19 protein-coding genes are annotated in these 20,872 nt (G+C 66.3%); 13 read left to right on the forward strand and 6 right to left on the reverse strand.

Features of this window, described 5'->3' with window-relative positions; genetic code table 11:
* Window positions 1-38: 38 nt before the first annotated feature.
* From AXA74_RS09930 to ftsB, 13 genes are all read left to right on the forward strand, one after another.
* Window positions 39-923 carry a MurR/RpiR family transcriptional regulator gene (locus AXA74_RS09930; RefSeq protein ID WP_029578672.1) on the forward strand — a complete coding sequence of 295 codons (885 nt, stop codon included), beginning with the start codon at window positions 39-41 and terminating at the stop codon, window positions 921-923.
* Window positions 920-1,900, forward strand: a complete 981-nt coding sequence (locus AXA74_RS09935) for an isoaspartyl peptidase/L-asparaginase family protein (protein ID WP_029578671.1) — start codon at window positions 920-922, stop codon at window positions 1,898-1,900. The genes AXA74_RS09930 and AXA74_RS09935 overlap by 4 nt, the downstream gene beginning before the upstream one ends.
* Before the next feature lie 37 nt (window positions 1,901-1,937).
* Window positions 1,938-3,824 (forward strand): dipeptide ABC transporter ATP-binding protein, encoded by a 1,887-nt coding sequence (locus tag AXA74_RS09940; RefSeq protein ID WP_029578670.1) that lies wholly within the window; start codon window positions 1,938-1,940, stop codon window positions 3,822-3,824.
* A 74-nt stretch (window positions 3,825-3,898) separates the two neighbouring features.
* Entirely contained in the window at window positions 3,899-5,452 is a 1,554-nt protein-coding gene (gsiB, locus tag AXA74_RS09945) for a glutathione ABC transporter substrate-binding protein GsiB (RefSeq protein ID WP_029578669.1), read from the forward strand.
* A gap of 74 nt (window positions 5,453-5,526) precedes the next feature.
* On the forward strand, window positions 5,527-6,447 hold the full coding sequence (gene gsiC, locus AXA74_RS09950) for a glutathione ABC transporter permease GsiC (RefSeq protein WP_032961931.1): 921 nt from the start codon (window positions 5,527-5,529) through the stop codon (window positions 6,445-6,447).
* Window positions 6,448-6,454: 7 nt separating this feature from the next.
* Complete coding sequence (gene gsiD / locus AXA74_RS09955) at window positions 6,455-7,348, forward strand: glutathione ABC transporter permease GsiD (RefSeq protein ID WP_029578667.1); 894 nt, start codon at window positions 6,455-6,457, stop codon at window positions 7,346-7,348.
* A 91-nt stretch (window positions 7,349-7,439) separates the two neighbouring features.
* Complete coding sequence (locus tag AXA74_RS09960) at window positions 7,440-8,507, forward strand: DmpA family aminopeptidase (protein WP_032957204.1); 1,068 nt, start codon at window positions 7,440-7,442, stop codon at window positions 8,505-8,507.
* A gap of 11 nt (window positions 8,508-8,518) precedes the next feature.
* Window positions 8,519-9,337 (forward strand): M55 family metallopeptidase, encoded by an 819-nt coding sequence (locus AXA74_RS09965; protein ID WP_029578665.1) that lies wholly within the window; start codon window positions 8,519-8,521, stop codon window positions 9,335-9,337.
* A 14-nt stretch (window positions 9,338-9,351) separates the two neighbouring features.
* A complete protein-coding gene (locus tag AXA74_RS09970) occupies window positions 9,352-11,148 on the forward strand; it encodes an aminopeptidase P family protein (RefSeq protein WP_029578664.1) in 1,797 nt (598 codons plus the stop codon).
* A 238-nt stretch (window positions 11,149-11,386) separates the two neighbouring features.
* Window positions 11,387-13,039, forward strand: coding sequence for a CTP synthase (locus AXA74_RS09975; RefSeq protein WP_029578663.1), 1,653 nt, complete (start codon window positions 11,387-11,389; stop codon window positions 13,037-13,039).
* 160 nt (window positions 13,040-13,199) lie between these two features.
* Window positions 13,200-13,484, forward strand: coding sequence for a DUF1330 domain-containing protein (locus tag AXA74_RS09980; RefSeq protein ID WP_029578662.1), 285 nt, complete (start codon window positions 13,200-13,202; stop codon window positions 13,482-13,484).
* A gap of 3 nt (window positions 13,485-13,487) precedes the next feature.
* Window positions 13,488-14,774, forward strand: a complete 1,287-nt coding sequence (gene eno / locus AXA74_RS09985; RefSeq protein ID WP_029578661.1) for a phosphopyruvate hydratase — start codon at window positions 13,488-13,490, stop codon at window positions 14,772-14,774.
* A gap of 74 nt (window positions 14,775-14,848) precedes the next feature.
* The gene (gene ftsB / locus AXA74_RS09990) at window positions 14,849-15,220 is read left to right on the forward strand and encodes a cell division protein FtsB (RefSeq protein WP_029578660.1); all 372 of its coding nucleotides are present in this window, start codon (window positions 14,849-14,851) and stop codon (window positions 15,218-15,220) included.
* Window positions 15,221-15,231: 11 nt separating this feature from the next.
* Here the strand turns inward: ftsB and AXA74_RS09995 are convergent, their stop codons facing one another.
* From AXA74_RS09995 to AXA74_RS10020, 6 genes are all read right to left on the reverse strand, one after another.
* Window positions 15,232-15,888 (reverse strand): hypothetical protein, encoded by a 657-nt coding sequence (locus tag AXA74_RS09995; RefSeq protein WP_051593918.1) that lies wholly within the window; start codon window positions 15,886-15,888, stop codon window positions 15,232-15,234.
* A gap of 54 nt (window positions 15,889-15,942) precedes the next feature.
* Window positions 15,943-16,863 (reverse strand): Hsp33 family molecular chaperone HslO, encoded by a 921-nt coding sequence (gene hslO, locus AXA74_RS10000; RefSeq protein ID WP_032957198.1) that lies wholly within the window; start codon window positions 16,861-16,863, stop codon window positions 15,943-15,945.
* 38 nt (window positions 16,864-16,901) lie between these two features.
* Window positions 16,902-17,423 carry a gamma carbonic anhydrase family protein gene (locus tag AXA74_RS10005; protein WP_029578657.1) on the reverse strand — a complete coding sequence of 174 codons (522 nt, stop codon included), beginning with the start codon at window positions 17,421-17,423 and terminating at the stop codon, window positions 16,902-16,904.
* A gap of 23 nt (window positions 17,424-17,446) precedes the next feature.
* Window positions 17,447-19,111: an acyl-CoA synthetase gene (locus AXA74_RS10010; RefSeq protein WP_029578656.1), complete on the reverse strand. Its 1,665-nt coding sequence runs from the start codon at window positions 19,109-19,111 to the stop codon at window positions 17,447-17,449.
* A 183-nt stretch (window positions 19,112-19,294) separates the two neighbouring features.
* Window positions 19,295-20,134, reverse strand: a complete 840-nt coding sequence (locus tag AXA74_RS10015) for a UDP-2,3-diacylglucosamine diphosphatase (protein ID WP_032957195.1) — start codon at window positions 20,132-20,134, stop codon at window positions 19,295-19,297.
* An 81-nt stretch (window positions 20,135-20,215) separates the two neighbouring features.
* Entirely contained in the window at window positions 20,216-20,740 is a 525-nt protein-coding gene (locus AXA74_RS10020) for an RDD family protein (protein ID WP_029578654.1), read from the reverse strand.
* Between the last annotated feature and the right edge of the window lie 132 nt (window positions 20,741-20,872).

The raw sequence follows: 20,872 nt of genomic DNA on the forward strand, positions 1-20,872 counted from the left end.
GCGGTCCCGCGGCATTTCCTCTTTAAGACCTCCCGCCGATGTCCAAGGCCGCCGCTTCCATTGCTGACCGGATTGCCCGGGCCCAGCCCGGTTTCAGCCGCACCCAGCACCGCATGGCCGATTATGTGTTGGCCCATCCTTTCCGGGTGGCGACCATGACCATTGATGAGTTCGCCGCCGCCGTGGGCGTGTCGGTGGCCACGGCCAACCGTTTTGCGCGGGCGCTGGAACTGCCCGGCTATCCGCAGTTCCGCGCCGAACTGGCGCGCGGCTTCGAGGCGGCGCTGGAACCGGTGGAGAAACTGCGCGTGGAACTGGCTCATTCGGCCAGCGCCGTGCAGATTTTCGCGGCCACGCTGCAGGAAGACATCCAGAATGCGCAGCGCACACTGCAAAGCCTGGACGAGGGCGCCTGCGAGCGTGCCGTCGCCTCGGTCCTGCAGGCCGAGCGTGTCTTCATCATCGGCTTTGGCGCCAGCGGCTACCTGGCCGGCCTGCTGCAGCGTGGCCTGTGCATGCACTTGCATTCCGTGGAGTCGCTGGCCGGGCCTGGCGGGGTATCGCACGCGGCGCGCCAGATGGCGCGCATGACGCCGCGCGATCTGGTCATTGCCATTGCCTTCCCGCGCTATCTGGCCGATACGGTGACGCTGGCCAATGCGGCCAAGCAGGCCGGGGTGCCCGTGCTGGTCCTCACCGACCGGCCGACCTCGCCGCTGGCGCCCTGTGCCACCGTGGCCCTGTATGCGCCCAGCGCGCGGCAATTCTCCTCCAACGCGGAAACCGCGGCCCTGGGCCTGATCGAAGCCTTGTCGGCCGCCGTGGCGCATCGCGCCAAAGATTCGATCGAAGCCGCCGTGGGCGTGACGCAGTCCGTCATGCCCTGGCTGATCCATGGTGTAGCTGGAACTGGAAAACGATGATTACCCCCGTTATCGCGATTCATGGCGGTGCTGGCGCGATGTCGCGCGCGGCCATGTCGCCCGAGAAAGAACAGGAATACCTGCAGGCGCTGCGCGCCATCGTTCAGGCCGGCCAGGCCGTGCTGGCCGCTGGCGGCAGCGCGCTGGATGCGGTCACCGAGGCCGTGCGGCTGCTGGAGGATTGCCCCTTGTTCAACGCCGGCCATGGCGCGGTGTTCACCAGCGCCGGCACGCATGAACTGGACGCCTCGATCATGGACGGCGCCACGCTGCGTTCGGGCGCCATCGCCAATGTCGATTGCGTGCGCAATCCCGTGCTGGCCGCGCGCCGCGTCATGGAGCATAGCAAGCATGTGTTCTTCGTCGGCCAGGGCGCGGTCGATTTCGCCCGCGCCGAGGGACTGGAGTTGGTCGATCCCTCCTATTTCTCGACCGAGGCGCGTCGCGAACAGCTGCTGCGCGTGCAGCGCGAAACCCCCGGGGCGGCGGTGCTGGACCATGACGGCCAGGCCATGGTCGCAAGCGGCCAGCCCGCGCCGGCCGATCCCCTGGATTCCGATCGCAAGTTCGGCACCGTGGGCGCGGTGGCCGTGGACGCCCAGGGCAACCTGGCCGCCGCCACCTCGACCGGCGGGATCACCAACAAACAAGTTGGCCGCGTGGGCGATGCGCCCTTGATCGGGGCAGGCTGCTACGCCAACAACCGCAGCTGTGCCGTCTCCACGACGGGCACCGGCGAGATGTTCATCCGCATGGTGGCCGCCTACGACGTCTCGGCGCAGATGGAGTATCTCGGCGCTTCGCTGCAGGAGGCGGCCGACCGCGTGGTCCAGCAAAAGCTGCCCACCATCGGCGGCAAGGGCGGTCTGATCGCCGTGGACGGGCAGGGCAATGTGGCGCTGCCCTTCAATACCGAAGGCATGTATCGCGGCTACGGCCGGGTTGGCGAGGACGCCGTCGTCGCCATTTACCGATGATGTCCGCGTCATCGAGCATTTAGGAACGGAATTCAATATGGTTGATCGCGCTCAGACGCTGGCGCTGCCGGAAAACCGCGTGGTCCAGGTCGAAGACCTGACGGTGCGCTTCGCGACCTCCGAACGGACGGTGGAGGCGGTACGCAATCTGTCTTTCCACGTCGACCGCGGCGAAACCCTGGCCATCGTCGGAGAGTCCGGGTCCGGCAAATCCGTGACCTCGCTGTCGCTGATGCGCCTGATCGAGCATGGCGGCGGACGCATCGCCCAGGGCCGCATGGTCCTGCGCCGGCGCAATGGTTCGGTGGTCGACCTGACCAGCGCGTCTTCGCGCACCATGCGCAGCGTGCGCGGCGCCGATATGGCGATGATCTTCCAGGAGCCCATGACCTCGCTGAACCCGGTGTTCACGGCGGGCGACCAGATTGCCGAGACCATCCGCCTGCACCAGGGCAAGGACGCGGGGGCGGCGCGCGCCGAGGCCTTGCGTATGCTGGAACAGGTGCGCATCCCCGAAGCCAAGTCGGTGCTGGACCGCTACCCCCATCAGCTCTCGGGCGGCATGCGCCAGCGCGTGATGATCGCCATGGCCCTGGCCTGCAAGCCGGCGCTGCTGATCGCCGACGAACCGACCACGGCGCTGGATGTCACCATCCAGGCGCAGATCCTGCAACTGATCCGCCAGCTCCAGGATGAGATGCATATGGGCGTGGTGTTCATCACCCACGACATGGGGGTGGTGGCCGAGGTGGCTGACCGCGTCCTGGTGATGTATCGCGGCGACAAAGTCGAAGAGGGGCCGTCGGACCGTATTTTCGCCGCGCCCGAACATCATTACACCCGCGCCTTGCTGTCGGCCGTGCCGCGGCTGGGCGCCATGCAGGGCACCGATCTGCCGGCGCGCTTCCCCTTGCTGCAGGTCGACGGCCGCGCGCAACCGGTGGCCGAACCGGGCAGCGCCAGCACCCAGGAAGTGCCGCGCACCGAGCAGGCGCCCATCCTCAGCGTGCGTGACCTGGTCACCCGCTTTGACCTGCGTGGCGGCATCCTGAGCCGGGTGCAGCGACGGGTCCATGCCGTCGAGAAAGTCAGCTTCGACCTCTACCCGGGCGAGACGCTGTCGCTGGTCGGCGAATCCGGTTGCGGAAAATCCACCACCGGCCGGTCCTTGCTGCGTCTGGTCGACAGCCAGAGCGGCCAGATCCTGTTCGGCGGGCGCGACATCGTCAAGCTGAAGAATACCGAGCTGCAGTCGCTGCGCCGCGATATCCAGTTCGTGTTCCAGGATCCCTTCGCCTCGCTGGACCCCCGGGTCACGGTGGGCTTTTCCATCATGGAACCGCTGCTGGTGCATGGCGTGGCCTCGGGCCGCGCGGCCGAGGCGCGCGTAGCCGAGCTGCTCGAGCGCGTCGGCCTGGCGCCGGAGATGGCGCAGCGCTATCCGCATGAGTTCTCGGGCGGCCAGCGCCAGCGCATCTGCATCGCGCGCGCCCTGGCCCTGAATCCCAAGGTGGTCATCGCCGATGAATCGGTCTCGGCCCTGGACGTGTCCATCCAGGCGCAGATCGTCAACCTGCTGATCGACCTGCAGCGTGACCTGGGCGTGTCCTTCCTCTTCATCTCGCACGACATGGCCGTGGTCGAGCGCGTCAGCCACCGCGTGGCCGTGATGTACCTGGGCCAGATCGTCGAGATCGGCCCGCGCCGCGCGATCTTCGAGAATCCGCAGCACCCTTACACCAAGAAACTCATGTCGGCGGTTCCGATCGCCGACCCGGCACGCCGTCATCTCAAGCGTGCGCTGCTGTCCGATGAAATTCCGAGCCCGATCCGCAAGGTGGGTGACGAACCTGTCGTCCAGCCCCTGGTGCAGGTCGCCCCGGGGCACTTTGTCGCGCGCCATGCTGTCGGTGGCGCCTATTGATGTCGCGGCCGGCGGCTTGCCGCCGGCCTGTCTTGTCCACCAAACCGTATCTCCTTTCTGACCCAGGAGTTGCAATGAACAAAGTACTGCGCCCCACCAAACTGATGGCCGCCGCGGCCCTGGCCTTCGGCGTGCTCGCCTCGCCGCTGGCCCATGCCAGCAAGGACGTGACCTTCGCGGTTTCGATCGCCCTGGAAACGCTCGACCCGTACAACACCAACAGCACCCTGAACCAGGCGGTGGGCAAGGCCTACTACGAAGGCTTGCTGGAGTTCGACAAGGACCTGAAGATCCAGAAGGTGCTGGCGACCGACTACAGCGTCAGCGAAGACGGCCTGGTCTACACGTTCAAGCTGCGTCCCGGCGTGAAATTCCACGACGGCACCGACTTCAATGCCGAAGCCGTCAAGATCAACTTCGACCGGCCCGCCAATCCGGACAACCGCCTGTCGCGTTACATCCAGTTCAGCGTGATCGACAAGGTCGAGGTGGTGGACCCGCTGACCGTCAAGATCACCCTGAAGAAACCTTTCTCGGCCTTCCTGAATGCGCTGGCCCACCCGGCCGCGATGATGATCTCGCCGGCCGCCCTGGCGAAGTACGGCAAGGAAATCGGTTTCCATCCCGTGGGCACCGGTCCTTTCGAGTTCGTCGAATGGAAACCGGCCGAATACCTCAAGGTCAAGAAGTTCGCCGGTTACTGGAACCAGGGCAAGCCCAAGGTCGACAGCATCACCTTCCGCACCGTGACCGACAACAACACGCGCGCGGCTGTGGTGCAGACCGGCGAGGCGCACTTCGCCTTCCCGGTGCCGTTCGAGCAGGCCGCCATCCTGGCCAAGAACGACAAGCTGGACGTGGTCGATCACAAGAACTCGATCATGGCCCGCTATCTGTCCATGAACACCCAGGTCAAGCCCTTTGACAACATCAAGGTCCGCCAGGCCATCAACTACGCCATCAACAAGGAAGCGCTGGCCAAGGTGGCCTTCAATGGCTACGCCACCCTGGTCGACGGCGTGGTACCCAAGGGCGTGGACTATGCGCACAAGACCGGTCCCTGGCCCTATGATCCGGCCAAGGCGCGCCAGCTGCTGAAGGAGGCCGGCTACGAAAAGGGCTTCGAGACCACGCTGTGGTCGGCCTATAACGATGGCACCTCGGTCAAAGTAGTGCAGTTCCTGCAGCAGCAGCTGGCCCAGGTCGGCATCAAGACCTCGGTCGAAGTGCTGGAATCGGGCCAGCGCGTGCAGCGCGTGCAACAGGTCCAGAAGCCCGAAGATGCCAAGGTCCGCCTTTACTACGCGGGCTGGTCGTCCTCCACGGGCGAGGCCGATTGGGGCCTGCGTCCGCTGTTGTCGACCGCGGCCTTCCCGCCGGTGCTCAACAACATCTCCTACTACTCGAACAAGTCGGTGGATGACGGCATCCAGCAGGCCCTGGCCACGACCGACCGCGCCAAGAAGACGGAGATCTACAACAAGGTCCAGGAAACCATCTGGAATGACGCGCCGTGGGCCTTCCTGGTGACCCAGAACAACGTCTACGTGAAGTCGAAGAACCTCTCCGGCGTCTATGTCGAGCCCGATACCTCGTTCTGGTTCGGCGACATCGATCTCAAGCAGTAAGCCAAGCGGTAAATCAAGCAGTAAACGCGGCTCGGCGGGAGCATGGTGCTCCCGCCGGAGTCTCAGGAATTTCAATGCTGACCTATATCGTCAAACGACTTTTGGGCATGATCCCGACGCTGTTGCTGGTCTCGGTGGTCGTGTTCCTGTTTGTGCACATGCTGCCCGGGGACCCGGCGCGCTTGGCCGCCGGCCAGGAGGCGGACCAGGCCACCGTCGAGCTGGTGCGCAAAGAACTCGGGCTGGACCTGCCCTTGCCGCAGCAATTCGTGCGTTATTTCGGCCATATGCTGCAAGGCGACCTCGGCATCTCGCTGCGCACCAAGCGGCCCGTGTCCACGGAGATCGCCGAGCGCTTCATGCCCACGCTGTGGTTGACGATCACCAGCATGATCTGGTCGGTCACCTTCGGGATGATTTTCGGCATCGTGTCGGCCGTCTGGCGCAACCGCTGGCCCGACCGCCTGTTCATGACACTGGCGGTCTCGGGGATTTCCTTTCCGGCCTTCGCCCTGGGCATGATGCTGATGCAGGTGTTCTCGGTTGGCCTGGGCTGGCTGCCCACCGTGGGCGCGACCAGCTGGAAGCACTACATATTGCCCTCGATCACCCTGGGCGCGGCCGTGGCCGCGGTGATGGCCCGCTTCACGCGCGCCTCCTTCGTCGAGGTGATCCAGGAAGACTTCGTGCGCACGGCCCGCGCCAAGGGCCTGGCCGAACGCCGCGTGGTGATCAAGCATGCGCTGCGCAATGCGCTGATCCCGGTGGTCACCATGATGGGCCTGCAGTTCGGCTTCTTGCTGGGCGGCTCCATCGTGGTCGAGACCGTATTCAACTGGCCCGGCCTGGGCCGCTTGCTGGTCGATGCGGTGACGCAGCGCGACTACCCGGTCATCCAAGGGCTGGTGCTGCTGTTCTCGCTGGAATTCATTTTGATCAACTTGATTGTCGACGTGCTCTATGGCGTCATCAATCCCAGCATCCGTTACAAGTGAGGCGGCCATGAGCAATACGACTACCGCCGCTGCCGCGTCCAAGCAAAACGAAGTGCGCACCCCGCTCACCGAGTTCTGGCGCAAATTCAAGAAGCAGAAGCTGGCCGTGGGCGCGGGCATCTTCGTGCTCATCCTGGTCGCCCTGGCGATCTTCGCGCCCTGGATCGTGCCCTTCGATCCGGAGAACTTCTTCGACTATGACGCCCTGAATGCCGGCCCGTCGCTGACCCATTGGCTGGGCGTGGACTCGCTGGGCCGCGACATCTTCAGCCGCATCCTCATGGGAGCGCGGATTTCGCTGGCCGCCGGCTTCCTGTCGGTCGCCATGGGCGCCGTCGCCGGCACCTTCATGGGCCTGATGGCCGGCTACTACCAGGGCTGGTGGGAACGCATCACCATGCGCATCTCGGATGTGCTGCTGGCTTTCCCGGGCATGCTGCTGGCCATCGGCGTGGTGGCCATCCTGGGTTCGAGCATGGTCAACGTGATCGTGGCCGTGGCTGTGTTCAGCGTCCCGGCCTTTGCGCGCCTGGTGCGCGGCAATACCCTGGCGATCAAGCAGATGACCTATGTCGAGGCGGTGCGCAGCGTCGGCGCCTCCGACTGGACCATCATCATGCGGCACATCCTGCCGGGCACGATCTCGCCCATCGTCGTCTATGGCACGATGCGCATCGGCACCTCCATCATCACGGCGGCCAGCCTGTCCTTTCTGGGCATGGGCGCGCAGCCGCCCACCCCGGAGTGGGGCGCCATGCTCAATGAAGCCCGTGCCGATATGGTGCTGGCGCCGCATGTGGCGGTTTTCCCGGCCCTGGCCATCTTCCTGACGGTGCTGGCTTTCAACCTGCTGGGCGATGGCCTGCGCGACGCGCTCGATCCCAAGATCGACCGGCGTTGAGCCCGCGGCCGACTGAACGCGAAGAGGGCGCGGCGCGAGCCGTGCCCTTTTTCCTGAAGGCTTTGAAGGAGGCCGCGCCAGCGGCGACACCATGACGACGATCGATTCCCAGGCCGAGTTGCCGCGCATCGGCCATCTGCAAGCGGGACCGCGCGACGCCATCACCGATGTGGCTGGTGTCAGCGTGGGCCACGCGACCCGCGCCGAAGGCGCCTGCCAGACCGGCGTGACCGTGCTGCGGCCCCATGCCGGCGATCCCTATCTGGACAAGGTTCCGGCGGCGGCCAGTGTGATCAATGGCTTCGGCAAGAGCGTGGGCCTGGTCCAGGTGCAGGAGCTGGGTGTCTTGGAGACGCCTATCGCGCTGACCAATACCTTTGGCGTGGGCACGGTCGCCAACGCGCAGATCCGCCAGGCCATCGCGGCCAACCCGGCCATCGGGCGCGAGTGGGCCACGGTCAATCCGCTGGTCTTCGAGTGCAACGATGGTTATCTGAACGATATCCAGGCCCTGTCCATCACCGAGGACGATTACCGCCGGGCTTATGACGCGGCGGCGGCCGATTTCGCCCAGGGGTCCGTCGGCGCCGGCCGCGGGATGTCCAGCTTTTCGCTCAAGGGCGGCATTGGCTCGGCCTCGCGCCTGGCCGAGATCCAGCCGGGACTGCGCTATACCGTCGGCGCGCTGGTGCTATCCAATTTCGGACGGCTGCCGCTCATGACCATTGCCGGCCGACCCTTCGGCCGGAGGCTGGCGCGGCAACAGGACCATGGCCCGGAGAAGGGCTCCATCATCCTGATCCTGGCCACCGATGCGCCGCTGGACGCGCGCCAGCTGGGCCGGCTGTCTTTGCGCGCGGGGGCCGGGCTGGCGCGCACTGGTTCGGTGTTCGGCCATGGCAGCGGGGATATCTCGCTGGCTTTTTCCACGGCCTATACCGTGCCGCACCAGGCCGAGCGCGCCATGCCGGCGCAGCCCATGCTGCACGAAGCGCGGATCGATCGACTTTTCGAGGCCGCCGCCGAGGCTTGCGAGCAGGCCATTGTCAGCGCGCTGTGGCGCGCCCAGACCGTGCAGGGCCGCGATGGTCATGTGCGCCGGGCCCTGGTTGAAGTGATTCCCGATTGGCGGCAGTGGCTGGCCGACCGGGATTTCTGAGGAAAAACTGTATGAAGATCCTGATTTCCACCGACATCGAAGGGGTGGCGGGCGTATTCCATGCCGAGCAGGTGCGTCCGGGCAACGGCGAGTACGAGCGCGCCCGGGCCTGGATGACGGGCGAGGCCAACGCCGCCGTGGCCGGCGCCTTCGCGGGCGGCGCGACCGAGGTGCTGGTCAACGATTCGCATGGCGGCTTCCGCAACCTGCTGCCGGACCAGCTCGACGAGCGCGCGCGCCTGGTGCTGGGCAAACCCCGCTACCTGGGCATGATGGGCGGCCTGGAAGAGGGTTGCGACGGCGTCATGATGGTGGGCTACCACACCCGCTCGCAAGGCCGGGGCGTGCTGGCCCACACCATCAACAGCTTTGCCTTCGCGCGCGTGGTCATCAATGGCATGGAGCTGGGCGAGGCGGGGCTGTACGGCGCGCTGGCCGGCGAGCTGGGCGTGCCCGTCATCTTCGCGTCGGGCGATGACGCCTTTATCGAGGAAACCCGCCCGCTGTTTCCGGCGGCGCAATGGGTGCAGACCAAGGTCGCCCACGGGCAGGGCAGCGGCGTGACGCTCGCGCCGGCGGCGGCGCGGCGCGCCATCGCCCAGGGAGCCGAGGCCGCCGCGCGCAATCTGGCTCAGGCGGTTCCTTTCCGCATCCCGGGGCCGATAGAATGCCGTCTGCAGACGCAGTCCTCGGCGTTGGCCGACCTGTTCTGCATGTGGCCGGCGCTCGAGCGCGTGGACGGCGTCACCGTGGGTTTCACCGCTCCCACCATGCAGGCCGCCATCCGTATGCTCAACAGCCTGGCCGCGATGTCATTCATGCTGCGCTAAGTATCGAGGAAACCATGTCAAGCACCGATCAACGTATTGGCGCGCTGCGCCAGGCCATGCGCCGCCATAAGCTGGATGCCTATGTCGTGCCGTCCGCCGATCCGCATCTGTCGGAATACCTGCCCGAGCGCTGGCAGGCGCGGCGCTGGCTCAGCGGCTTTACCGGATCGGTGGGCACCCTGGTCGTGACCCGGGATTTCGCCGGCCTGTGGGTCGACAGCCGCTATTGGGTGCAGGCCGAGGCGCAACTGGCCGGCACCGGCGTGCAGCTCATGAAGATCGCGCTGGCGACCACGCCGGGCCATGTCGACTGGCTGGCGGCCCATGTGCCGGCCGGCGGCAGGGTGGGCGTGGACGGCAATGTGCTGGGCCTGTCGGCCTTCCGCGCCTTGTCGGGCGCGCTGGCGCCGGCCGGGGTCTCGCTGGCCATCGGCCCGGACCTGGTCGACGAGGTCTGGTCCGACCGTCCCGGCCTGCCCACGGCGCCGGTCTATGAGCATGTGGCTCCCTACGCCTGCCAGTCTCGGGCCGAGCGCCTGGCCCTGGTGCGCCAGGCCATGGCCGCCAAGGGCGCGGACACCCATCTGGTCAGCACCCTGGACGACATCGCCTGGATCTTCAATCTGCGCGGCGCCGATGTCAGCTACAACCCCGTTTTCCTGGCGCATGCGCTGATCGGCGCCGATTACGCCACGCTGTTCGTGGCCGAGGGCAAGATAGACGCCGCCTTGGCCGCCAGGCTGGCCGCCGACGGCGTGGATGTGGCCCCCTATGCCCAGGTGGCCGAGGCCCTGGGCTCGCTGCAGCGCGACCAGACCCTGCTCATCGATCCGGCCCGCGTCACTTGCGGCGTCTTCCATGCCATGGATCCGCGGATTGCCCGCGTCGAGGCCATCAATCCGTCCACCCTCATGAAGTCGCGCAAAAGCGAGGCCGAGCTGGCCAATGTGCGCGAGGCCATGGCCCAGGATGGCGCCGCCCTGTGCGAATTCTTTGCCTGGTTCGAGGCAGCCCAGGGGCGCGAAACCATCACCGAGCTGACCATCGACGAGCAGATTACCCAGGCGCGTGCGCGCCGCCCTGGCTATGTGTGCCCGAGCTTTGCCACCATCGCCGGCTACAACGCCAACGGCGCCATGCCGCATTACCGCGCCACCGAGGATTCCCATGCCGTGATCGAGGGCGACGGCCTGTTGCTGATCGACTCGGGCGGCCAGTACCTGGGCGGCACGACCGACATCACCCGGGTGGTGGCGGTGGGCAAGCCCTCGGCCGACCAGAAAGCGGACTTCACCCTGGTGCTCAAGGGCATGATCGCGCTGTCGCGGGCCGCCTTCCCGCGCGGAATCGCCTCGCCCATGCTGGATGCGCTGGCGCGCGCGCCCATCTGGGCGGGCGGCGCGGAGTACGGCCATGGCACCGGCCACGGCGTGGGCTATTTCCTCAATGTGCACGAGGGACCCCAGGTGATTTCCTATCGCGCCGCGCCGGGGGCGCACACGGCCATGGAGCCGGGCATGATCACCTCCAACGAGCCCGGCATCTACCGTCCCGGCCGCTGGGGCGTGCGCATCGAGAACCTCGTGGTCAACCGTAGCTGGCTGGAAGGCGAGCTGGGCGAATTCCTGTGCTTCGAGACCCTCACGCTGTGCCCCATCGATACGCGCTGCATCGAGGTGTCGCTGATGCGGGCCGACGAAATCGCCTGGCTGGACGACTACCACCGCCAGGTTCGCGAGCGCCTGGCGCCGTTGGTGCAGGGCGCGGCCCTGGACTGGCTCATGGCGCGCACCGAGCCGCTGGCGGCGTGAGACGCCGGGTGTTGGCCGCAAGCCACACCCGGAAGCGCCCCGCGCGCGCCGGGCGGCAGGCAGGCGGCGTACAAAGTGTCGTCTTTACGCGGTAAAGTCGAGCAAGCGCGGCGCGCCGCTACCGGCGCGCGCCGGCCGCCGCCGTTCCCGGATGTAAGGGAAAACCCAAGCATCGGGCGCCACACAGGTATAATCCAAATTTCCCGCTAGCGCCCGCTCATCCCGGGCGCCACTAACGATGACCAAATACGTATTTGTCACCGGCGGTGTGGTGTCCTCCCTGGGCAAGGGTATCGCCGCCGCGTCTCTCGCCGCGATCCTCGAATCGCGCGGTCTGCAAGTCACCCTGCTAAAGCTGGACCCCTACATCAACGTCGATCCCGGCACCATGAGCCCCTTCCAGCACGGAGAGGTGTTCGTGACCGAGGACGGCGCCGAGACCGACCTGGATCTGGGCCACTACGAGCGTTTCATCTCGGCCAAGATGCGCAAGGTGAACAACTTCACCACCGGCCAGATCTATGAATCGGTGCTGCGCAAGGAGCGGCGGGGCGATTATCTGGGCAAGACCGTCCAGGTGATCCCGCACATCACCAATGAGATCCAGGATTTCGTGGCACGCGGCGCCGACGCCGCCTGGCAGGGCCACACCGATGTCGCCATCGTCGAGATCGGCGGCACCGTGGGCGATATCGAATCGCTGCCCTTCCTGGAGGCCGCGCGCCAGATGAGCTTGCGCCTGGGCCGCAACAATGCCGCCTTCGTGCACCTGACGCTGGTGCCCTACATCGCCTCGGCTGGCGAGCTCAAGACCAAACCCACCCAGCACTCGGTGCAGAAGCTGCGTGAAATCGGCATCTACCCCAATGTGCTGCTGTGCCGCGCCGATCGCCGCATCCCCGACGACGAGCGCGCCAAGATCTCCATGTTCTCCAACGTGCCGCTGGATGCCGTCATCTCGGTGTGGGACGTGGATTCGATCTACAAGATTCCGGCCATGCTGCACCAGCAGGGCGTGGACAACATTGTCTGCGAAGCGCTGGGCCTGACGCCGCCGCCGGCCGACCTGGCCATGTGGGACAACCTGGTCGACGCGCTGGAGCACCCGCAGCACGAAGTCACCATCGGCATGGTCGGCAAGTATGTCGATCTGACCGAGTCGTACAAATCGCTGAGCGAGGCCCTGGTCCACGCCGGCATCCATACGCGCTCCAAGGTCAAGATCGAGTACATCGACTCCGAGGACATCGAGACCCGCGGCACCGAGCAGCTGCAGCACCTGGACGCCATCCTGGTGCCGGGCGGCTTTGGCAAGCGCGGCACCGAAGGCAAGATCGCCGCCATCCGCTACGCCCGTGAAAACGGCGTGCCCTATCTGGGCATCTGCCTGGGTATGCAACTGGCTGTGATCGAGTTCGCGCGCCATGTCGCCGGCCTGGGCGGGGCCAACAGCACCGAGTTCGATCCCTCGGCCCCGCACCCCGTGGTGGCGCTGATCACCGAGTGGATGGACCGTGAGGGCAAGGTCGAGAAGCGTGACAACACCTCCGACCTGGGCGGCACCATGCGCAAGGGTGCCCAGCGCTGCCCCATCAAGGCCGGCACGCTGGCTCAGGCCATCTATGGCGATGAGGTCAATGAGCGCCACCGCCATCGCTACGAGGTCAACAACGTCTACGTGCCTCGTCTCGAAGAGGCCGGCCTGGTGATCAGCGCCCGCACGCCGACGGAAAACCTGCCCGAGATGATGGAGCTGCCCAACCACCCGTGGTTCGTGGGGGTGCAGTTCCATCCCGAGTTCACCTCCACGCCCCGCGACGGCCATCCGCTCTTTTCGAGCTATATCCGCGCGGCGCTCGAGAACAAGACTCGTCGCGGCCAGAAGGCCTGAAAAAAAGGGGCTTCCGGGCTCCCCGCCAGCCGTGTTACCGCCGGGATGCATCTTTCGGATACAACCAAGAGGTGTCCCGGGCGGTTTCCCTGGCTATCATGCGGAGCAGGGCGGATGCTTTCCCGCCGCTCCGTCCCAAAAATTGTCTGAAAGGAAGTGCATGAGTGCTTATCTGATCGCCGAGGTCACGGTGACCAAACCAGCGCAGTATGAGGAGTACAAGCGTCTGTCCACGCTCGCCATCCGGGCCTACGACGCCAAGATCCTCGTGCGCGGCGGCGATTCCGAGCACCTTGAGGGCCGCAAGCCGGGCCGCACCGTGGTCCTGGAATTTCCGACCATGGCCGCCGCCCGGGCCTTCTATGACTCCTGGCAGTATCGCCGCGCCCGCAATGCCCGCGAAGGCGCGGCCGTCATGAATATGTTCATCGTTCAGGGAATGTAAATAATGAGTGCAATCGTCGATATCATCGGCCGCGAAATTCTGGATTCGCGCGGCAACCCCACCGTCGAATGTGACGTGCTGCTGGAGTCCGGCGCCATGGGCCGCGCCGCCGTGCCGTCGGGCGCTTCCACGGGCGCGCGCGAAGCCATCGAGCTGCGCGACGGCGACAAGGGCCGCTACCTCGGCAAGGGCGTGCTGCGCGCCGTCGAGAACCTGAATACCGAAATCTCCGAGGCGCTGATGGGCCTGGACGCCCAGGAACAGACCTTCGTGGATCGCACGCTGATCGAGCTGGACGGCACCGACAGCAAAGAGCGCCTGGGCGCCAACGCCATCCTGGCCGCCAGCATGGCCGTGGCGCGCGCGGCCGCCGACGAGTCCGGCCTGTCGCTCTACCGCTATTTCGGCGGCAGCGGCCCCATGAGCATGCCCGTGCCGATGATGAACGTCATCAACGGCGGCGCGCACGCCAACAACACGCTCGACCTGCAGGAGTTCATGATCCTGCCGGTGGGCGCGGCCAGCTTCCGTGAAGCCCTGCGCTGGGGCGCCGAAGTCTTCCACATGCTCAAGAAGCTGATCCATGGCCAGGGCATGTCGACCGCCGTGGGCGACGAGGGCGGTTTCGCTCCCAACGTCGCCAACCACGAAGCGGCCATCCAGCTGATCCTCAAGGCTATCACCGAGGCCGGCTACGAGCCGGGCACGCAGATCGCCCTGGGCCTGGATTGCGCCAGCTCGGAATTCTTCCGCGACGGCAAGTACACCCTGGCCGGTGAAGGCGGCGTGTCGCTGTCCTCGCAGGAGTTCGCCAACCTCCTGGCGACCTGGTGCGACAAGTACCCCATCATCTCGATCGAGGACGGCATGGCCGAAAACGACTGGGATGGCTGGAAGCTGCTGACCGAGCAGCTGGGCAAGAAGGTCCAGCTGGTGGGCGACGACCTGTTCGTCACCAACACGCGCATCCTGCGCGAAGGCATCCAGAAAGGGGTGGCCAACTCCATCCTCATCAAGATCAACCAGATCGGCACCCTGACCGAAACCTTCGCCGCCATCGAAATGGCCAAGCGCGCCGGCTACACCGCCGTCGTGTCGCACCGTTCGGGCGAGACCGAGGATTCGACCATCGCCGATATTGCCGTGGCGACCAACGCCATGCAGATCAAGACCGGTTCGCTGTCCCGTTCGGATCGCATGGCCAAGTACAACCAGTTGCTGCGCATCGAGGAAGAACTGGCCGAAGTCGCCTCGTATCCCGGCATCGAAGCGTTCTACAACCTGCGTTGATGTCCGTGCCGGGGCGGCAAGCCCCGGTTCATGTTATCTAGCGTCCGTCTCCGCTAAACCTGGGTGCCCGCTTTATGCGCCTGTTGTTCCTGGTGCTCCTCGTGCTGGTCGGTCTGATCCAGTATCCGCTTTGGCTAGGCAAAGGCGGATGGTTCAAGGTTTGGGATTACCAGCGCGAGGTGGCGGCCCAGCGTGAGGTCAACGAGGGCCTGCGCGCCCGCAATGCGGCCCTCGAGGCCGAAGTGCGGGACCTGGATAGCGGCCAGGGCGCGCTCGAGGAGCGCGCCCGCGGCGACCTGGGCATGATGCGCGAGGGCGAGGTCTTCGTGCACGTGCTGCCCCCCGGCACGCCGCTGCCTTCGGCCAACGCCATCCCGCAGGCTACGGCGCCCAAGCCGCCGCCCAAGCCGGGCGTGGCCGGCGCGGCGACAACGCAGCGGCGCTGATCCTTGCCTCCTCAGCCGCAAGGGCGGCTGCGCGTGTGCACGCCTGTGGTTTCGGGCCAGCGCACAGGATGGCTGTGCATTTCCATCGATAACTCCAGCCTCAGGGCCAGCCAGCCGCCGGCCAGGAGGGCATGCCGGCACGCATCGCCGGCCAGCGGCGCCAGGCCGGGCAGCAGGGCCGCCAGCAGGCTGGTGGCCGGAGCGCTGGCATAGGTCAGCCGCAGGCGCAGCGTATTGGCCTCGTGGATGGTGGGCGGGCCCGGGCGGGCGCGGGCCTGTTCGGCCTGGTGGTCGTTGTTGATGGCCGGCTCGGGCAGGCCGGGCAGGCGCTGGCCGTGGCGGCGGTAGTGTGCCTCGGTCGGCTGCAGGACCTCCAGGCGCCAGGGCGGCAGGCCGGCTGCCCGGGCCGCCCGATGATGGGAGGCATGCCACAGCGGCGCCAGGGCGGCCTCGAAGGCGCGCGCCATGGCTTCGGGGCGCAGGTGCGAGACGCTGCCGGCCCGTGCCGCCTCGATGAGGGCGAGGTAGAGCAGCTGCCGCTGGCGATGCCATTGCATGGCCTCGTAGAGTGCGCTGGCGGCCAGCAGCAGGGCCAGCAGCGCCACGATGAACTCGATGGCGGCCTGGCCGCGCGAGCGGCTATGGCTGGAAGAAAGGCCTGGCGACATGGACCGCAGTATGGGTCCGCCGGGCCAGGCCGTCGATTGTGGAAGCTACGCGCGTCAGTGGACCGTGGGCGGGTCCTGCTCGCGGTGGGGGGACGCGGCGGCGAACAGGCCCGCGCAATCGACGCTGTCGAAAAGATAGGGCTTGCCGCAGAAGTCGCAATGCACTTCGACCTGGCCTTGCTCGGCCAGGATGTCCTGGACTTCGGCCTGGCCCAGGGTGCGCAGCATGCCGGCCACGCGCTCGCGCGTGCAGGGGCAGAACCAGCGCACCGGCGCGGGCTCAAAGGCGATCAGCGTTTCTTCCCAGAACAGGCGGTGGATCAGCGTATCCACATCGGTGGCCAGCAGCTCTTGCTGGCTGACCGTGCCGGCCAGGTGCAGCGCGCGGTTCCAGGCTTCGCCCGGGGCTTGCTGCTCGGCCTCGTTTCCGCCCTGGTCGGGCAGGCGCTGAATCAGCAGGCCGGCCGCGACCTGGCCGTCGGCGGCCAGCCACAGGCGGGTATCGAGCTGCTCGGAAGCCTTCATATAGTGCTGCAGGGCCTCGGCCACGGTCTCGCCTTCGAGTGGGACGATGCCCTGGTAGGGCTGCTGGCCGGGCACCTTGCGCTCGGGATCGAGCACCACGATGAAGCGGCCGCCGCCCTGCGCGTTGAGCAGGGACTGCATGGTGCCGTCCGCGGGGACTTCGTGGCCCTCGCGCACCTTGACGGTGGCGCGCAGGCTGAGGTCCGAGCGGCATTCGACCACCAGGAGGGCGATCGGGCCGTCGCCCTGGATCTGCAGGACCAATGAGCCGTCGAACTTGATGTTGGCCGCCAGCAGGGTGGAGGCGGCGACCATTTCGCCCAGCAGCCGGGTGATGGCCTCGGGATATTGCTGATGGGATTGCGCCTGTTTCCAGGTGTCTTGCAGGCGCACGGATTGCACGCGCACGGTGCGCGCCTCGAAGAGGTATTTCTTGAGTAAATCGCTCATGCCGGAATGTTAGCTGATCGGCGGCCCGGCCGGCGGCTTCACCCTATGCGCTTCAAGGCCGTCTTGTAGTGCTGGCCGCGTTCGACATAGTGCCGGGTCCCGGCATGCATATCGGCGATTTCTTCGGGGGACAGTTCACGGACGATCTTGCCGATGCCGATCACCAGCGAGTTGTCCGGGATGCGGCGGCCCTCGGGAACGATGGCGCCCGCGCCGATCAGGCAGTTCTTGCCGATCACGGCATTGTTCAGCACGATGGCCTGCATGCCGATCAGGGCGCCGCTTTCGATAGTGCAGCCATGGAGCATGGCCTGGTGGCCCACCGTGACATGGGGGCCGATATGCATGGGACAGCCCCGGTCTACATGCAGCACGCTGCCTTCCTGGACATTGCTGCCCTCGCCGATGACGATGGGCTCGTTGTCGGCGCGGATGGCGACATGAGACCAGATGCTCACGCCGGCCTCAAGCACGACTTGGCCGATCAGGTCGGCGCTGTCGGCCACATAGGCGCTGGGATCGATGCGGGGAATATAGTCGTCGAGCTGGTAGATAGGCATGAAGTCGAGCGGGGAAACAGGGGTCAGGGATTGCCGCCGGCGGCGCGTTCCTGTTCAAGGCGCCTGAGGACGGCGCGCTGGATCTTGCCCGTGGTGGTCATGGGCAGATGCGTGACGTATTCGATTTCCTTGGGGTATTCGTAGGGCGCCAGGCGGCCGCGCACATGTTCCTGCAGCGCCTGGGTGATGCCGTTACTGTCGCGGCCCAGGTAATCCTCCGTGAGCACCACGTAGGCCTTGACCAGGGCACCGCGTTCCGGGTCGGGCTTGGGCACCACGGCCGCATTGGCCACGGCGGGATGGGACAGCAGGCAGTTTTCGATCTCGCCCGGCCCGATGCGGTAGCCCGCCGACTTGAACACGTCATCGGCACGGCCGGCGTACCAGAGATAGCCATCGGCGTCGACGGTGGCGAGGTCGCCCGTGCGGCACCAGTCGCCGGTGTATTTGTCGGCGGTGGCGGCGTCATTGCGCCAATAGCCGATGAACAGCACCGGGTCGGGATAGCCATGGATGTCCAGGCGGTTGAGCGCCACTTCGCCGACCTGGCCGGGCGGGACCGGCCGGCCCTGGTCGTCGATCACGGCCACATGATGGCCGGGGTAGGGCTTGCCCATGCTGCCGGGGCGCGCCGGCCAGCGCTTGTTGCTGTTGCCGACGATGTAGTTCATCTCGGTCTGGCCGAACATTTCGTTGGGCTGGATGCCCAGGGCGCTTTCGCACCAGGCGAAGACCGTCTCCCCCACGCTCTCGCCCGCGCTCATGATGGCCCGCAGCGCCAGCCGGTAGCGGCTGCGCGGGTCGGGCACCGACTTCATCATCATCTTCAGGGCGGTCGGGAAGAGAAAGGTATTGGTGACCTGGTAGCGCTCCATCAGCTCGAAGGCGCGTTCGGGCGAGAAGCGGCCGCGGGTGCCCACGATGGGGTGGCCGAAGTAGAGAGTGGGCAGCAGGGCGTCCATCATCCCGCCCGTCCAGGCCCAGTCGGCGGGCGACCAGAACACGTCACCCTGGCGGGGAAACCAATCCTGCGAAGCGACAAAGCCGGGCAGGTTGCCGATCAGCACGCTGTGCGGCAGCAGGGCGCCCTTGGGCGCGCCGGTGGTGCCCGAGGTATAGAGCAGGATGGCCGGGTCGCTGGCGCGGGTGGCGACGGCCTTGAACTCGCCGGGCTGGCGCGCCAGCAGGCTGCGCCAGGGCAGGACGCGCTCGTCGGCAAAGCCGATGCCGATGATCTGCTGCAGCTGCGGGCAGTGGTCGCTGACGGCCATGAGATTGGCGCTGGAGGCCGCGTCCACGATGGCCACCCGGGCCTCCGAGTCGCGCAGGCGGGATTCCAGGGCTTCCGGGCCGAACAGGGACGATAGCGGCAGCACCACGGCGCCCACGCTGTAGATCGCCATATGGGCGACGACGGTCTCGGGGCGTTGCCCCAATACGACACCGACGCGATCGCCGCGTTCCACGCCCATCTTCGTGAGCCCGTGGGCCAGCTGGTTTGCCGCCTCGGCAAGCCGGGCATAGGTCCAGACTTCGCGGTTGCCGGCTTCGTCTTCATAGAAGATGGCAATGCGGCGCGCGTCGGCACTGCTGGTGGCCCAGCGGTGGCAACAGACTTCCGCAATATTGAATTGCGTCGGAACCAGCCAGCGGAAAGATTGGTAGAGCGCCTGATATTGGTCGTTCATGGCCCTTTGTTGTGAGCTCGGTGGCAACGAGTGGCAGGAATGCCCCTAAGCCGGAGCGCTGGCAATCCATCTTGCCTCGGGCCGGCCCGGCAGCGGCCTTCCTGTGACCGCGGCTACAAGCATGAACGAGAGGGGCGGGAACTGCAACATTCCCGTATCCGTAAGGGGGACGTATAAGGGTATTTACGGGTGCCGCCCCTGGCGGCGCAGGGCCGAGGGCAGGGCCGGCAGCGCCAGGGAACGGCGCGGCGCGGCCGTGGCGGGCCGCTCGGCCAACTGGCCGGCCCAGTCCAGCAGGCGCAGGTTGCCGTCATGGTCTTCGGCCAGGGCCGAGAGGCTCTCGACCCAGTCGCCATCGTTGCAATAAAGCACGCCGTCGACCTCGCGCATGGCGGGCTTGTGGATATGGCCGCAGATTACCCCGTCCAGGCCGCGGCGCCGCGCCTCGGTGGCGAGGGTCTGCTCGAAGTCGTCAATAAAGGCCACGGCATTCTTGACCTTGTGCTTGAGGTATTGCGAGAGCGACCAATAATGCAGGCCCAGGCGGTGGCGCAGGCGGTTGAAGTGGTTGTTCATCCACAGGGCGAGCTGGTAGAGATTGTCGCCGAGGTGGGCCAGCCACTTGCTGTGCTGGATCACGCCGTCGAACTGATCGCCGTGCAGGACCAGAAAGCGCCGGCCCTGGGCCGTGACATGGATGTCTTCGTCCAGGATCTCGATGTCGCCGAAGGCGAAACCGGCGAACTCCCGGGCAAACTCGTCATGGTTGCCGGGCACGAAGATGACCCGGGTGCCATTGCGCGCCTTGCGCAGGATGCGCTGCACAACGTCGTTGTGAGCCCGGGGCCAGTGCCAATGCTTGCGCAACTGCCAGCCGTCGATGATGTCGCCGACCAGGTATAGCGTGTCGCAGTCGTTGTGCTCCAGGAAATCAAGCAGGAAATCGGCTTTGCAGCCCGCGGTGCCCAGATGGATGTCGGATATCCACAGGGTGCGCCAATGATTGGGGCGGATCTCGTTCACGGCGTTTTCCTCCTGGGCAGACGGCCAGGATATGAAAACAGGTACAGATGACGCCTGGATGAAAAAACAGTGACGAGGCTGTTACGCCGTTGCCGGAGCGAGATTGCGCAGGCGCGTGCCGAGCACGCGATCGTGCAGGAACTGCCCCTCGGGATCGAACCAGCTCGGGATGAAGATGGCAAAGGGGGCGGCCACGATGAACAGGTCCATCGAGGGCCAGCCGGTGAGGTGCGAGGCCAGCGCCACCAGGCCCGCGCCCGCCAGCGGCAGGGGCCACAGCAGCAGGTAGCGCAGCGCCAGCGTCGGCAGGCCAGGCACGCGGCCCTCGCGGTCCACCAACTGCATATGCCAGGTCTTCATGGGCAGGGTCTGCCCGCGGTAGCGCCAGCACAGCACGAAATAGACGCCGATGACCAGGAACAGCCAAGCCTGGCGGGCGTGCCGCAAGGCCAGGGCATGGCGGCTCTGTGTCAGCGTATCGAAGAGATAGCCGGCGAGGAACACGACACCGAACAACAGAACGCCTTCGTACATCATGCAGGCGAAGCGGCGCAGGCGGCTGGGCGTGTCCGGCACGGGGAGGCGGGGAGCGAGGGTAGCGGTCATGGCTGCGTATTATGCAAGCCTTCGGCCGCGCCGGGCTTTTTATCTTGGGGTCGGACGCCGCGAAATGGAAAACGCGGATAAAAAAAACCCGCCGGTTAGGGCGGGTCTTAAAAGGGGCTTTGCAGCCCCCAA

The organism is Bordetella hinzii LMG 13501 (genome assembly GCF_001548475.1).
In the GTDB taxonomy this organism is placed as follows: domain Bacteria; phylum Pseudomonadota; class Gammaproteobacteria; order Burkholderiales; family Burkholderiaceae_B; genus Bordetella; species Bordetella hinzii.

Bases quoted from the DNA above. Each gene is read 5' to 3' on its own strand.
- AXA74_RS10020 (WP_029578654.1), bottom strand. From the start codon at position 20,740: ATGACCGCTACCCTCGCTCCCCGCCTCCCCGTGCCGGACACGCCCAGC.
- AXA74_RS09995 (WP_051593918.1), bottom strand. From the start codon at position 15,888: ATGTCGCCAGGCCTTTCTTCCAGCCATAGCCGCTCGCGCGGCCAGGCC.
- gsiB (WP_029578669.1), top strand. From the start codon at position 3,899: ATGAACAAAGTACTGCGCCCCACCAAACTGATGGCCGCCGCGGCCCTG.
- gsiC (WP_032961931.1), top strand. From the start codon at position 5,527: ATGCTGACCTATATCGTCAAACGACTTTTGGGCATGATCCCGACGCTG.
- AXA74_RS09975 (WP_029578663.1), top strand. From the start codon at position 11,387: ATGACCAAATACGTATTTGTCACCGGCGGTGTGGTGTCCTCCCTGGGC.
- AXA74_RS10010 (WP_029578656.1), bottom strand. From the start codon at position 19,111: ATGAACGACCAATATCAGGCGCTCTACCAATCTTTCCGCTGGCTGGTT.
- hslO (WP_032957198.1), bottom strand. From the start codon at position 16,863: ATGAGCGATTTACTCAAGAAATACCTCTTCGAGGCGCGCACCGTGCGC.
- AXA74_RS09930 (WP_029578672.1), top strand. From the start codon at position 39: ATGTCCAAGGCCGCCGCTTCCATTGCTGACCGGATTGCCCGGGCCCAG.
- AXA74_RS09935 (WP_029578671.1), top strand. From the start codon at position 920: ATGATTACCCCCGTTATCGCGATTCATGGCGGTGCTGGCGCGATGTCG.
- eno (WP_029578661.1), top strand. From the start codon at position 13,488: ATGAGTGCAATCGTCGATATCATCGGCCGCGAAATTCTGGATTCGCGC.
- AXA74_RS10005 (WP_029578657.1), bottom strand. From the start codon at position 17,423: ATGCCTATCTACCAGCTCGACGACTATATTCCCCGCATCGATCCCAGC.
- gsiD (WP_029578667.1), top strand. From the start codon at position 6,455: ATGAGCAATACGACTACCGCCGCTGCCGCGTCCAAGCAAAACGAAGTG.
- AXA74_RS09980 (WP_029578662.1), top strand. From the start codon at position 13,200: ATGAGTGCTTATCTGATCGCCGAGGTCACGGTGACCAAACCAGCGCAG.
- AXA74_RS09970 (WP_029578664.1), top strand. From the start codon at position 9,352: ATGTCAAGCACCGATCAACGTATTGGCGCGCTGCGCCAGGCCATGCGC.
- AXA74_RS09940 (WP_029578670.1), top strand. From the start codon at position 1,938: ATGGTTGATCGCGCTCAGACGCTGGCGCTGCCGGAAAACCGCGTGGTC.
- AXA74_RS09960 (WP_032957204.1), top strand. From the start codon at position 7,440: ATGACGACGATCGATTCCCAGGCCGAGTTGCCGCGCATCGGCCATCTG.
- ftsB (WP_029578660.1), top strand. From the start codon at position 14,849: ATGCGCCTGTTGTTCCTGGTGCTCCTCGTGCTGGTCGGTCTGATCCAG.
- AXA74_RS09965 (WP_029578665.1), top strand. From the start codon at position 8,519: ATGAAGATCCTGATTTCCACCGACATCGAAGGGGTGGCGGGCGTATTC.